Consider the following 14,745-nt stretch of genomic DNA (forward strand, 5'->3'; position numbering starts at 1 on the left):
AGGTTTTAACGAGAAAGCATATCCGAACGATGCGAATCTAATTTCAGAAATATAAACAATAGTATGGTAAATGACCAAAGGGAAGATCCTCCATAGCTAAAAAATGGAAGTGGTATTCCCATGATTGGCATCAAGCCAATAGTCATACCAATGTTCACCAAAAAGTGAAAAAACAAAATACCAACTACCCCATATCCATAAGCCCGTGCAAATCTAGATCGTTGCTGATCCGCTAAATACATGAGTCGCCATAAAAATGCCACAAACAAAAGTATGACTACTAATACTCCAAAAAAACCATGTTCTTCGCCAATCGTACAAAAAATGAAATCGGTACTTTGCTCAGGAACAAAATCAAATTTTGTTTGTGTGCCTTGCAGGTAACCTTTACCCCAAAAACCACCTGAACCGATGGCAATTTTAGATTGTGTAACTTGATAACCTAAACCTCGGGGGTCAAAAGATGGATCAATGAGTACTTTGATACGATTCCTTTGGTGCTCTTTTAGTACTGTATTAACGGCTAAATCAACCAAAAAAACCATGAACATAATCCCTACAATGAACAAAGCTGCTTTAATATAGGTTTGTTTTAAGCGTTGAATATAAATTGGCGAAAGTGCAATAATAATCCCCGCAATGAGGATTAACGTGGCCAAAATAGTCCATGGACTCAGTAACAAAGCAGAAACAAAAATAGTCACTGTTCCAACAAATAATCCAGGGTATTCTCCAGGTAATCCCTCTCGATAAAGCAAGATTAAAAATGAGGCAAATACCAACGCAGATCCCGTTTCATTGGAGGCGATAATCAATAGCATGGGTAATCCTATGATGGCCCCAGATATCCATTGATTTTTCCACTTAGACAAATTCACTTGTGGTTCATTGATGTATTTTGCTAATAACAAGGCCGTGGCAGTCTTAGCAAATTCAGCAGGTTGAATGGTGATTGAACCAAACTTAAACCAGGAATGAGACCCGTTAATCGTGACCCCCAAAAATGGTACCAAGATTAATAAACCTATAAAACTAGCATAAATGATCGGCGCAAAAGCCTCAAAAAAACGAAAATCAATGGCAAAAATACAGATGATGAGTATCAGACTTGTCCCGATCCAAATCAATTGTTTACCCGCATTGGAATCATAAAATTTAGCGTCAAATATCCACAAATGAGTCTCTGGATTGTATACGGCCGAATATATATTCATCCAGCCAGCTAACACAAATAATCCGTACAAGGATATGGTAATCCAATCAACCTTACTCACTAATTGGTTTTGATTACTCATTTTAAGGTGTCTTTTTTAGTTTTTGAGGGCCTTGGACCTGTCACGGATAACACATTTGGAAGATAACTTTTATTCATAAATTTCTCCTCCACGGCCTTTCTATCAACCTTTCCTTTCAAATATTTCTCAATAATTAAAGAAGCAATAGGCGCAGCAGCAAAGCCTCCAAATCCGGCATTTTCTACAAAAACAGCAATGGCAATTTTAGGATTATCCTTGGGAGCAAAAGCAATAAAAACGGAGTGATCTTCTCCCTTAGCATTTTGTGAAGTACCCGTTTTCCCACACATCACAATATCTGGAATTTTACCATCACCCCCCACCGTTCCATGCAGTACTGCATCTTTCATGCCTTCAATGACTACACCAAAATGCTTGGCATCTATACCCACGGAAACTGGGGTTTTATAAAATGGATCCACTACTTTATTATCCCCAATGGCCTTCACTAAATGAGGAGGAATATACCAGCCTCGATTGGCAATAATGGCTGCCACATTGGCCATTTTCAATGGATTTACCACCAATTCCCCTTCCCCGATACTCAAGGAATAAATATTGGAAAACTTCCACGTATTTTCTCCTTTATACACTTTATTGTAATATTCAACATTGGGTAATATCCCCTTTTTCTCATTGCCCAAATCCACCCCTAACTTCCTTCCAAATCCAAAATTAGCCACTAATTCTGACCATCGCTGTAAACCTTGTGCCGATCGCTCAAAGGTATTTCCTTGCGTATCTTCGTACAAAATCTTACGAAATGCATGGTAAAAATAAGGGTTACAAGACCATTGTATGGCATTGTGCAAATCATTGTGTGAGGTATTGTGCGAGTGACACTTGACAGGAGCACCAGCGTGCGTAAAAACACTACCCGGCGTAATGATTCCCAGCTGTAAACCCACCAAGGCTTGAATCAATTTAAAGGTTGAACCTGGACGATAATACGCTGAGGGTGGACGATTCAACAATGGTTTCATGGGATCCAAAGCTAAATCCTGATAATACTTGGAAAAATTACGCCCTGCTAATAAACTTGGATCATAAGAGGGAGCCGAAACCATTGTCAAGATTTCTCCTGTTGCCGGTTCTATAGCCACCACGGAGCCTACCTTATGCTGCATTAAACTATCGGCATATTCTTGCAATCGAATATCCACCCCTGTATATAAATTCTTTCCTGCTATGGGTTGTATGTCCAAGCTTCCCTCCTTGAAATCGCCTTTTTCCACCCCATTACTATTGACCATTCGGTATTTGACCCCTCTTTGTCCCCGTAAATCTTCTTCATAAAAACTTTCAATTCCAGACACTCCCACATAATCCCCTTGGCGATAATAATCGTCCTTTTGATTTTGAAGTGAGTTCGAATTAATCTCCGCTACATAACCTAAGGCATTAGAAAAAGCCTTGGATTGATAGGTTCTAAATGCGGTAGTCGTAAAAGTAAATCCCGGAAAATCGACCATGGCATCTTGAACACGAGCAAAATCTTCTTTTGACAAATGCTTCAAAAACAAATAGGGCTTTACACGAGAATATGCTTTGGCTTGCTTGCAGGTTGAATCAAAATAAGCCCTTGTAATTCCAAATAGTTGACAAAACTGCAAGGTATCCCGAACATGTGCTTTACGTGGTGTGATGTACAAATCATAAACCGGCGTATTGTACACGATAAGTTTTTGATGACGGTCATACACCTCCCCACGAAAAGGTATCTGAATGATTTTGCGAATAGCATTGTTGTCGGCCGCCTTTTCGTAACTATCATCAATCACTTGAAGGAAAAATAACTTTCCAATAAACACCAAACCTATGATGATAAAGAACAACAAAAGAATTTGTCTGCGACCCTCGAACACGTAAAATTTGAGTTAATATGGAAAATCTCAGCAATTTACAGAAATATATCGGCTTATAAATCGAGCTAATTCGCAATTATTTTGGCAAACTCCGAATCAAAGCCACCATGGAAATGGCAATAGAGCCTAAAGAAAAAACAATGGTTAACCAGGGCTTTTCGAATTGAAAATATCCATCCAAATACCTCCCCAACCAAACACCTAACAAGATGGTCACCAACATTTGAAATGCTGCTCCAATGTATTTTTGGTAAGAGTTCATCCCTTTGAATTAAATTAATCGTAATGCCACGCTAAATTTATCCCTTTTTCGTTGAGATAAATTGTAAATTTGAACAATTTTGGTTTTCTGCATGATTAGAAGATATTGGCTTCTCGGATTATTGGCTCTTGTAAGTGCTTGTTCTCAACAAAGCACAAAGCCTGCTGCCGTCGCATTTCATAATCTAAATGCCAAATACAACGCCATTTGGCAAGCTGATCGCTTAAAAAAGACCATACAAAAGAAGTTTTGGGAAGAACATAAAGAGAATTACAAATCCATTCTTCCTATTATTCCAGCCATTGATTCGGCATTTGGCCAGCAACATGCTTCCGATATTGATTTAGTTATCAAAAAAGCCTCCTTGGTGATTGATCGTCACCAAAATTCTCATTTTGTGGATGATGCCTATACCTTGATTGGTTGGGGCCGATACATCAAAAAAGATTATAAAAATGCCCTAGAGACGTTTAAGTTTGTCAATTCCATTGACAATGACCCTCGTTCTCAAAGTACCTCACTGATCCATTTATACCAAATTTATACCCAACAGCATGATTTCACTTCGGCAGAAAAAGTAGCTGAGTTCATCCAAAGTCTAGACCTTAGCCAGTCACAGAAGAATAATTATTTATTGGCTAGAGCTTATTATCACCAAAGTAAAAATGAAATAATCCCAACCATCGCGCTCTTAGAAGAAATCATTCCTTCGCTTTCCTCAGGAGAAGAAAAAGCTCGCCTTCGCTTTATTTTGGGTCAATTATTTGAATCGCAAGGAAAAAGCCAATTAGCCTTAGAGAATTATGCGGCTGTAAAAAAATCCAAAGCTAGCTATGACTTACAATTCCATGCAACATTGGCAGTACATCAATTAAACAATGCGCCCGAAGAATTAGAAAAAATGATTCGCGAGCCAAAGAATGAAGATCATGTTCCTGCTTTGTACGCAGCTTTAGGAGAAATATCTTTCAGAAATAAGGATTATGATAAGGCTAAAGTCTATTGGACCCAAGGTGGTAAAAGCGGAAGCGACCGAGGAGAACTTTATTTACAATTGGGTAATCTATTTGCCAAACAATTGAAACGTTTTGATGAAGCTGCCAAATACTATGATAGTGCCGCCACTTACCTTAACCCGAATCATCCAGCATACACCAATACTCAGAAATTAAAAAAGACGTGGTCTAGCTATTTACAATTAAGCAAAGCGCTAAGTCAAGAGGACTCTTTATTAAAATTAAGCAATATGTCCATGATCGAATTAACGGACATGTACCAAAAGACACAAAAAAAGCAACAAAGAAAAGCGGATTCCTTATTGAGCAAAACGGTGCAAGTACAAAGCAATGTCGTTTTTACGCGCAGACCTCCTAGTCCAGAGCAACAAAGTTTTTACTTTAACAATGACCAAGCTAGAATCCAAGGTCAACAAGAATTCAGTAATAAATGGGGCGTTCGGACCTTAGAAGATTTTTGGAATCGTAAAAATAAAAATAACAACTTGACTAACCGTATTGTAGATTTGACACAAAATACGTCGAATGCCCCTTCAGAAAATGCGAAGACAAACAGCAACAATCCTGTCGAGAATGATTCTTTACAAATTTGGTTAAACTCCATTCCCAAAAGCCCCGCTCAAATTTCACAAGTAAAAAAACGAGAAGAGGATGCCCTATTTGAATTAGGAAAATTTGTACAATTGGAATTGGGAGAAAAGGAACAAGCCAGTGGCTTATTGAAGAAATTATTGGTTAATTATCCAGGCACAAGCCATGAAGCAGAAGCGCTCTACTTGCTATATTTAAGTAGCGACAAAGATTCTCCAGATCAAAAAAACTACCGCAATCAATTATTTGACCGCTTCCCTACGGCCTATTTCAAACAATTAATCTTAAAAATTGAACATGGTAGTTTGACAGAAAGCAATGAATTGGCCGCACAAAAAGCCTATGAATTGGCCTATGAGCAATTTAAAACTCATAATTATAATGAGGCCTCGCGTCAATGTCAACAAATCTTACAACAATTTCCAGGTAGTAACTTAGAAGATAAAGTCGTATTTTTAAAAGCGCTTTGTTACGGTGGGTTAAAGGAATTCACTAGCTATCAAGATAATTTAAAAAACTTCATTCAAGCTTTCCCAAAAAGCCCATTAACAACAGAGGCAGAAGCTTTATTAAAAGCCTACACCAAAAATAAAAACTAATATGTTCGAATTTGAAGAGGGAAAATATCTAAAACTGATTCGATTTACCTATAAATTTCTTTTGGGTTCCACGCTGTTTGTGGTCCTGTTTATTACGGCTGTCAACTTTAATTTTCTTTGGCTGTTTGGTGGAATGCCTAGTTTATATGAATTAGAAAATCCCAAAAGCCAAGAAGCATCTCTACTGATTTCCGAAGATGGACAAGAAATAGGTAAATATTTCAGAGAAAATAGAAATCCTGTGGAATTTGAAGATCTCTCTCCCACCATTATCAATACCTTAATGGCCACGGAAGATGCCCGTTTTACCACACACTCCGGCATTGATATGCGCTCCATGATGCGGGTCGTGTTAAGTTTGGGAACATCGGGTGGAGGAAGTACCATTTCTCAGCAGTTGGCCAAAAATCTTTTTCATACGCGCTCGGTGGAATTCGGGGAGGATGACCCACTTTACATGGGTTTACTCATGAAAATTGGTGGTTTAAAAACAGCCATAGCTAAAGTCAAAGAGTGGATTTTAGCCATCAAATTAGAAAGACGCTACACCAAACAGGAAATTATGGCCATGTACCTCAATGAGGTGAGTTTTGGCAATAATGCCTATGGTATACAAGTGGCTTGTCGGACTTATTTCCAAAAAGATGTAAAAACAGTTTCCTTACCAGAAGCAGCAACCTTGATAGGTTTATTACAAAACCCATCGCTTTATGATCCGCGGATAAGACCAGAAAAAACATTAGAAAGACGTAATGTGGTTTTGGGTCAATTAGCCAAATACGATTATGTGCTGGAAGATGACGCTCGTAGCATGATGGAGAGTCCTTTGAATCTCAAGTTTAAAGTAGAAAACCAAAATACAGGTGCCGCTCCTTATTTCAGAGAAAGTATCCGTAAACAGATATTATCTGTCATCAAAGAAATCAATGCTGACCGTCCGGAAGACCAGCAAATCAACTTATATACCTCTGGATTACGCATTTATACCAGTATAGACTCTCGCATGCAAAAATATGCGGAAGAGTCCATCCAAGAGCATATGAAAGCCGAGCAGAGCCTTTTTTATTCGCATTGGAGAGGAAGAAACCCTTGGGTGAATGAAGAAATGAAAGAAATCAAAGGTTTCTTGAAAGATGCCATGAAACGTACCGACCGTTACCGTGAATTAATGACAGCTTACAATAATGATGAATTCAAGGTGTGGGAAGAATTGAATAAAAAAGTAAAAATGACTGTATTCTCCTACCAAGGGGATATTGATACCACGATGAGTTCCATGGATTCCTTAAATTACTACAAGCGGATTTTAAATTGCGGTTTTATGGCCATGGACCCAACCAACGGCCACGTGAAGGCTTGGATTGGAGGCATCAATTATAAATACTTTAAGTTTGACCACATTACCCAAAGTAAAAGGCAGCCCGGCTCAACCTTCAAACCCTTTGTGTATGGTGCAGCTATTGAAAATGAGATTGCCACTCCCTGTGATGAGTTGATCGATGAACCGGTGACTTTTGGAGAAGAAGATGGACTTACCAATGGAACATGGACACCTCAAAACTCCGATGGAAAATATAGTTATGAAAAGCTCAAATTGAGAAGAGCCATGGCCTTATCCATCAATACCATTTCTGCCAAATTAATGAAAGAAATGGGACCACAGAAAATTGCTGAATTTGCACATAAAGCAGGGATTTCCAGCGCCCTGTATGAAGGCCCTTCCCTTTGCTTAGGAGCCTCAGAAGTATCTGTATTTGAGCAAGTGTCTGCCTATAGCACTTTTGCGAACGCAGGCGAGCGAATTGAGCCTATTTTGATCTTGAAAATCACTGATAAGGTAGGAAATGTTCTGCGTGAATTCTCTCCAACGGCCAAAGCAGCCATAAAACCTGAAACGGCCTACCTCATGACCTACATGCTACAAGGTGCTGTGCAGGAACCTGGTGGAACCGCAGAAGGATTAAAAAGAACTTCCATTGTGGCAGGTAATGAAATTGGTGCCAAAACAGGTACAACTTCCAACTATTCCGATGGCTGGTTCATGGGAGTAACCCAGAAACTAGTGGCGGGTGTATGGGTCGGTGGAGATGACCGAAGCATCCACTTTAGATCATTAGCCCTGGGTCAAGGAGCTAAAATGGCCATGCCTGCTTATGCCAAATTCATGGAAAAAGTTTATTCCGACCAATCTTTAGCCATAGAAGGCTATCGAAAAATGCCTTTCCTGAAGCCCGAAAAATTTGTGTTCGATTTCACCTGTAGTGGAAAAGTGGACATCGATTCTACGGCTGTTCAAAATACCAATGTTCAATAACATGCGATTAATTGCCGCCTTACTTCTTTTTTCAACTGTATTTACGGCATGTCAACAAAGTGCTGAAGAAAAAAGCGAAGCTCTAGCCAAAGAGACCTGTTCCTCTTGCCATAAATTCCCTGACCCTTCTTTACTCGATAAAAAGACTTGGAAAGATGGAGTATTACCTGAAATGGGCTACAGACTAGGCATTGGGGATCGTTTCCAACTAATGACACGTATCTCCGAGGAGCAGTATCAAAGCGCCATGGCCATGGACATATATCCGCTAGATCCTAAAATCAGCGAAGAAGATTGGCAATCCGTTGTGGATTATTATGTCAAAAATGCTCCTGAAAAACCCCTTCCTCAAAAGCAACGAAGTCCTATCAGTACCTCCACCTTGCATTTTAAAGAAGAATCATACATTTCTAAGAAAGATCAACTGGGTGTCGTTATTTCACTACGCATTCACCCTGAAAAACCTGAGATTTGGGCAGGTACACGTAACCGCACGTTATGGGTCTTGGATGCCAATAAACAAGTAAAAAAGACGATTGAAACCAAAAGCCCTGTAGCGCTAACTCAAATTTTAGCCAGCAAACCCTACTTATTGGCCATTGGTAAAATGTATCCCAATGATGAAAAAATTGGAAGCATGTATGGAATCAATACTCAAGGTAAAATGGAAGCCGAGATCGATTCACTCAAAAGACCTGTGGATATACAAATCAGTGATTTTAATAGTGATGGAGTACAAGATTTTGTCATTTGTGAATACGGTTTTGAACGAGGTCAATTAACCTGGATTGATGGAAAAAATAAAAGTCGACATGTATTAAAAGCCCAAGCAGGAGCACGTAATGTTGTCATTAAAGATTACACCGGTGATGGAAATCCTGATTTATTGGTACTAATGGCTCAATCTCGTGAGGGCGTATCCTTATTCATCAATAAAGGTCAAGGTATTTTTGTGGAAAAACCTTTATTACAATTTGACTCCGTATTTGGCAGTAGCTATATGGAAGTGGCAGATATCAATAAAGATGGACATGATGATATCATTGTTTCTAATGGGGATAATGCGGATTACTCTCGTTCTAAAAAAGCCTTTCATGGAGTACATGTGTATCTAAACGACGGAAGAAATAATTTTAAGGAAGGTTATTTTTATCCTTCTTATGGTGCTTCCAAAACGGTAGCAAGGGACTTTGATCAAGATGGGGATTTGGATTTAGCTATGATTGCCTTTTTCGCTGAAAACGACCAAGGGCGCAATGAGAACTTCCTCTATTTTCAGAATCAAGGAAATATGACCTTTCAGGTAAGTAATTTAAACATTGGAGCTGGAGGTCATTACATCTGCATGGATGCAGGTGACGTGGATAAAGACGGAGATATTGATATCGTTTTAGGGAATTACCAATTCGGTGCAGTGAAACCAGGAACCAAATTGACTCCTGGACTTCAACTGACCTATTTCAAGAATTTAATTCGCTAAACTGGCCCCTTTAGGTACAAATCCTTGAGCAGATCCACTTTGACTCAAGTAAGATGAGCCATAATTCCAGTTTACTTTTTGCTTCTTACCCATAAACTGGTAAGTAAAATCTTTTCCTGCTTTAGCTAAAGGAACAAAGCTTTTAACAGGTTTAAATACATACATAGTCCCTCTATTTTGGAACGCAATAAATCCTATTTGATCTTTACCCAGCTGAATACTCACCAATGATTTGGCATCACTTGGTACAAATAAACCTGAATTAGGCTGGTATCTAAATTTCCCTTTTCCATCACCCAATAACACGCCTCCATTAGAAGCATCATATCTTCCCGTGGAAACCTCATTACCAAAATTATTTCCCACAAACAAGACATCTAAATATCCATCTTGGTTAATATCAATCACTTGCATACCATTTAAAGCCGAAACCTGAGCCATCACAGGTAATTCATGCACCACAAATTTCCCTTTTCCTACATTTTCTATATAGACAGACGCATTTTCTGTCAAGGAAACTTTGGACGATTTCTTCTTTTCAGCATCTGTAAAAAGATCCTCTTGCTTGGCCTTACCAAAGTCTTTGTAATACACATATCGAGCACGAGTGGCATTCAATTGCTTATGTGTATCATCTTTACCAAACAATGGATAGGACTCATATAAACCTTTAGGGCCTTGGAAATAGACAAAAGGGAAAATATCGTATAGACCATTTCCATCTAAGTCTCCATGTACCATTTCTACGGGTTGTTTATTAGAAGCCCTTAAAATGGTGTTTTTGCCCATATTTCCTGCGATAAAATCCATATCGCCATCTTGGTCAAAATCAGCACTTGTAATGGATGCCCACAAACCTGTATTTTTTTCTAATCCCGTTTCATTCCATTTTTTCAATTTTGCCTTCTGGTTTTCAAATACTTGAATCGGTGCATACTCTCCAGCTAATACCAAATCCACCCAACCATCTTGATTGACATCAGTCCAAATAGCATCACAGACCAAGGATTCTTTCAATAGTTCAGGAGCCCATTGAGCTGTTTGATCCGAAAATATAATTTGACCTGGTTTAGAATCATTTCGTAATAATCGAGAAACGGTTCCTTTAGGATATTCAAATGGTACATTTCTTCCGCTGACAAATACGTCTAAATCTCCATCACGATCAAAATCGATGGACCTAACCGCTGAATTACTTTCAAAAAAAACGGGCAAGGCGGCTACATCTAACTTGAAATTACCTTGACCATCATTCGTGTATAGCACATCTTGAAAACTCGGTGAATTAGCCTTATCTTCTGTTCCTCCTCGGGTAATATACAAATCCAAATCCCCATCTCGATCAAAATCAGCCAATAGCGAACCCAAATCCTCCCCCATCTTTTTGGGTTGATCTATAGCCCCATCCAGTGGTTTGGAAACAAATTGGCCATTAGCTTGCTGCACATAAAAAAGTCCAGAATAAAACTTAGCCCCACCTACAAAAAAGTCCTCTAATCCATCCCCATTGATATCTCCGACCGAACAACCCGGGCCTAATTGAGATAATTTAAAAGGTGTTAATGTTTGAAAATTAAAATCGACAAAATCGTATTCTTTATGTACATCTGCCACTTGTAGGCTTTTACTTATATCTTCCAAAAGAGGCTTTTCATAATCAAACATACTTTGAATAGGCATTTTGGCTTCCCCTATTTTCACGGTCATCACCTTATTTTTACCTGGGTTTTTAATCACTTGCATGGAATCATTCGGCCAAAAAATACGCATTTCTTTGATGGCCAATTTAGATCCTAAACCAATATGGGCAACTGTTTCTACACTAGACAAATATCCTCGATAGGGTGTATTTTCGTAATAAAAGCGAGATCCATCCGCAAAAACACCTTCAATTTTTGCTCCAATACCTAACACATTTTTTCCTTTTCCCTCAAACTTAACCCGTAAAAACTGTGACTTCTCTTTCTCTTGATCGATGGTATTATTTTTATAAACAAAGGCTTCATCGTTGATATTATTCACTACATAATCCAAATCACCATCATTATCCAAGTCGCCATACACCGCTCCATTAGAAAAAGACGCAATATTGATTCCCCAATTGGCACTCACATCATCAAATTTCAAGCCTCCCATATTTTTGAAGGCATAATTATTGATTTTGATGACAGGCAATTTTTCCAGCATGATCGATTCTGATGTCAAACGCTTTGATTCTGCCTGATACGACATAAAATCCCTATCTGTAACATCTTTAGGGAAGCCATTGGTAATCAACAAATCACGATATCCATCATTATCAAAATCGGCTAAAGAAGGACACCAACTCCACTCCGTTTCTGCTACACCAGCCATTAAACCTATTTCTTGGAAAGGATAGGGTTGACCATTGGTTTGTTTACCGGCGTTCAACTGCAAGGTATTCCGCATATATTGGTAAGTAAAACCATAGGTATCACTGTTCAAATAGGATTGATAATGATTTCCTGGAGCTAATTGCTTTTTACGATCATTACTTTTAGGAAGCATATCCAAAGCAACGATATCTGCCAAACCATCATTGTTGATGTCAGCTACATCATTACCCATAGCACTTAAACTGGTATGCTTAAAATAGGCCTTAGATTGATCGGTAAAAGTTCCATTCTGGTTGTTGATGTAAAGAATATCATCCGATACATAATCATTCGTAACATAGATATCTGGCCAATTATCTTGATTGATATCACAAATATTAATCCCTAAACCAAAACCTTCTAAAGTAACTCCTGCCTCTTTAGAGACATTGGTATAAACAGGGTGCTTCAATGTTTCCGACCAATCATTTCGATACAAACGATCTGTATTAGGGTAAGTACCATCATTCACTTTCGGGCGAAAAAGCGAAGGGAATTCCGTGATTTTATCCGTTAAGACATATAAATCTAAATCCCCATCTTTATCATAATCAAAAAATGCAGCGTGTTGGCTGTGACCAGAATCATTAATACCATATTCCACCGCCATTTCTTTGAAGGTTGGAATACCCTCTTTGATACCTTGGTTTACAAACAATAGATTCTCCCGGTCTTTGTCGCTATTTTTCAAGGTTACTGACACATATACGTCCAGTAACCCATCACCATTGATATCCACCACACTTACCCCAGCACACCAACGATTCTTGGTATCAATTCCCGCTTTTTTAGAGACATCTTCAAACTTCATTTCCCCTTTATTGAGGTACAAAGTTCCATTAGCTTGATTGCCAGAAAAGAACAAATCCAATAAACCATCATTATTAAAATCGCCCATTCCAACCCCGCTACCGTTGTAAAGATATTCATACTTCAAGATGCTCAAGGTGTCGTTTTCAACAATTTGATTTGAAAAATGAATGCCTGTTTGATCACTAGGCAGTAGTTCGAAAGTCGTTTTGCTTTTACAAGAAATAATTCCGAAGAAAAGCAGACTCAAATAAAGTAGTTGTCGAGAATTCATCATTTTATAATTACTAGGCTAAAATTAAAAAAGGTGGGAACAAGTTCCCACCTTTTTAAGAATAAAATACAATCAATTAATAACTAGGGTTCTGCTTCAAGATAGAAGATCCTTGGATATCAATTTGAGCTTGTGGGATAGGAAGATATTCCTTACCTGTAGTGAATTTAGCACCACCAAACATTGTAACTAAAATACCACCTTCGTAAGCTAGGTATGCATTTAACACTTTGCTGGCATCACCCCAACGAACTAAGTCGAAGAAACGGTGACCTTCTGTTGCTAACTCCAACATACGCTCCATTTTAAGCGCTTTCATAGCTTCATCTGCGTTAGCAAATGCTGCATAAGGAGCGATTGAATAATTTGCCTCTAACTCACCAGACTTAGCATTTCTAACAAAGCTAGCTGGGTTAGCTGCACGGTTACGAACTTGGTTGATATAACCTAAAGCAGTAGCTAAACTTCCACCACCTTTGATTTCAGCTTCTGCAGCCATTAACAATACATCAGAAAAACGAATGATGTTATAGTTAAGCGTTGCATAACCACGTGTCCAACCAGAACCATCAGTCAATGTGTTCTCCTGAGTTTTGTAATACACATATTTCTTAGGAGAATATGGACCTGCATAAGTTTGGTCACGAATCCAGTTTTTACCTGGGTGCTCGATCCAGTCTAAGTACTGAATACCACGACGACCGATCGTGTGGTCAATACGAGGATCCAAAGGATCTTTATCTTCAGCAAATGGTTCACTAGAAGCTAACTTATAGTCATGTTTTACCGCATTTTCAGGGGCGTTGTATGCTGGAGCACCATTTGACTCTGACAATAATGGTAAACCATCTTTAGTACGGTAAGCATTTGCTAAAGAGAATGAAGGCTGGAAGAATCCGCAGCAGTTACCTGGACCATCAGTACCTGTATTATATGGGTAGTTCAATACGTCGAAAGCATTCGAGTTAGTAACACTACCCGAATTCATCGAAGACTGAATAGCAAATACTGCTTCTTCATTGTTATCGTTCGCTGCATTAAACACATCTTGGAATCTTGGAACCAAGCCATATTTCTTACCATTGGTTGTTTTGCCACTAGCAATTACAGTAGTGAATAGAGCTTTAGCCTCTGCAAATTTTCCTTGGTACAACAAAGACTTAGCTAGGTAAGCACCTGCTGCCCATTTGTTAGCACGACCTGCTGAAGACTGAGTCTCAGGCAAATTATCGTATGCAAATTTAAAATCTGTATCGATTTTACCCCAAACATCTGGAGTATTACCTACCTTCTCGATTCCTTTACCATAATCCATTGTCTCGTCAACGTATGGAACTGAATTGAATAAGCGCTTCAATTCAAAGTAAAAGTGAGCACGTAAGAAACGAGCTTCCGCAATGATACGAGTTTTTTCTGCAGCTGAAAGAGCCTTAGACTCATTTGCTAAATTAATAGTCGCATTAGCACGCGCAATACCTTCGTATTTTGCTTGCCAAGTACCATTTACCTCTCCTTGTACTGGTGAGGTTTCATAGCGCTGCATTGGGTTAATCGCAGAAAAGTCTCCAGCATCTGTTCCTTTGTTGTTCTCTCCACCAAGGATTGAACCCCAAAGCCAGTTGTTAGAAGCGGCTACCTGAGTAAAGTTTTTTGCTGCTAAAGCAGAATAAGCTCCAATCAAAGTACCCTCAACACCAGCCTTAGAAGTCAATTGCGCCTGAGCTAATGAGCCAGTAGGCAAAACCTCTAAAAACTGATCCTTACAAGCGAATGTCAAGGTAAATGCCGATGCACTTACTAAGGCTAATCGTTTTAAAATATGATATTTTTTCATTTTATTTTA

Annotated in this window: 8 protein-coding genes; 3 read left to right on the forward strand and 5 right to left on the reverse strand. The window is 38.8% G+C overall.

Translation table 11 applies throughout. From position 1 onward, the window contains the following. Positions 1 to 5: 5 nt before the first annotated feature. The 3 genes from rodA to G9H65_RS08100 form a co-directional block, all read right to left on the reverse strand. Positions 6 to 1,295: a rod shape-determining protein RodA gene (gene rodA / locus G9H65_RS08090; protein WP_166374846.1), complete on the reverse strand. Its 1,290-nt coding sequence runs from the start codon at positions 1,293 to 1,295 to the stop codon at positions 6 to 8. Continuing rightward, the gene (locus G9H65_RS08095) at positions 1,292 to 3,160 is read right to left on the reverse strand and encodes a penicillin-binding transpeptidase domain-containing protein (RefSeq protein WP_166374847.1); all 1,869 of its coding nucleotides are present in this window, start codon (positions 3,158 to 3,160) and stop codon (positions 1,292 to 1,294) included. The genes rodA and G9H65_RS08095 overlap by 4 nt, the downstream gene beginning before the upstream one ends. Positions 3,161 to 3,236: 76 nt before the next feature. Beyond that, positions 3,237 to 3,422 (reverse strand): AtpZ/AtpI family protein, encoded by a 186-nt coding sequence (locus G9H65_RS08100; protein ID WP_166374848.1) that lies wholly within the window; start codon positions 3,420 to 3,422, stop codon positions 3,237 to 3,239. 91 nt (positions 3,423 to 3,513) lie between these two features. On the opposite strand from G9H65_RS08100, the gene porW reads away from it, so the two are divergent. From porW to G9H65_RS08115, 3 genes are read left to right on the forward strand one after another with little or no spacing between them, the layout of a single operon-like run. After that, positions 3,514 to 5,628 (forward strand): type IX secretion system periplasmic lipoprotein PorW/SprE, encoded by a 2,115-nt coding sequence (porW, locus tag G9H65_RS08105; RefSeq protein WP_166374849.1) that lies wholly within the window; start codon positions 3,514 to 3,516, stop codon positions 5,626 to 5,628. A 1-nt stretch (position 5,629) separates the two neighbouring features. Then, a complete protein-coding gene (locus G9H65_RS08110) occupies positions 5,630 to 7,942 on the forward strand; it encodes a penicillin-binding protein 1A (RefSeq protein ID WP_166374850.1) in 2,313 nt (770 codons plus the stop codon). A gap of 1 nt (position 7,943) precedes the next feature. Continuing rightward, complete coding sequence (locus G9H65_RS08115) at positions 7,944 to 9,422, forward strand: FG-GAP repeat domain-containing protein (protein ID WP_166374851.1); 1,479 nt, start codon at positions 7,944 to 7,946, stop codon at positions 9,420 to 9,422. Here the strand turns inward: G9H65_RS08115 and G9H65_RS08120 are convergent. Then, entirely contained in the window at positions 9,411 to 12,905 is a 3,495-nt protein-coding gene (locus tag G9H65_RS08120) for a VCBS repeat-containing protein (protein WP_166374852.1), read from the reverse strand. The two genes, G9H65_RS08115 and G9H65_RS08120, sit on opposite strands and share 12 nt — an antisense overlap. A gap of 73 nt (positions 12,906 to 12,978) precedes the next feature. After that, positions 12,979 to 14,736 (reverse strand): RagB/SusD family nutrient uptake outer membrane protein, encoded by a 1,758-nt coding sequence (locus G9H65_RS08125; protein WP_166374853.1) that lies wholly within the window; start codon positions 14,734 to 14,736, stop codon positions 12,979 to 12,981. Positions 14,737 to 14,745 lie beyond the last annotated feature (9 nt).

Origin of the sequence: Aquirufa ecclesiirivi (assembly GCF_011250515.1) — a bacterium.
GTDB lineage: Bacteria > Bacteroidota > Bacteroidia > Cytophagales > Spirosomataceae > Aquirufa > Aquirufa ecclesiirivi.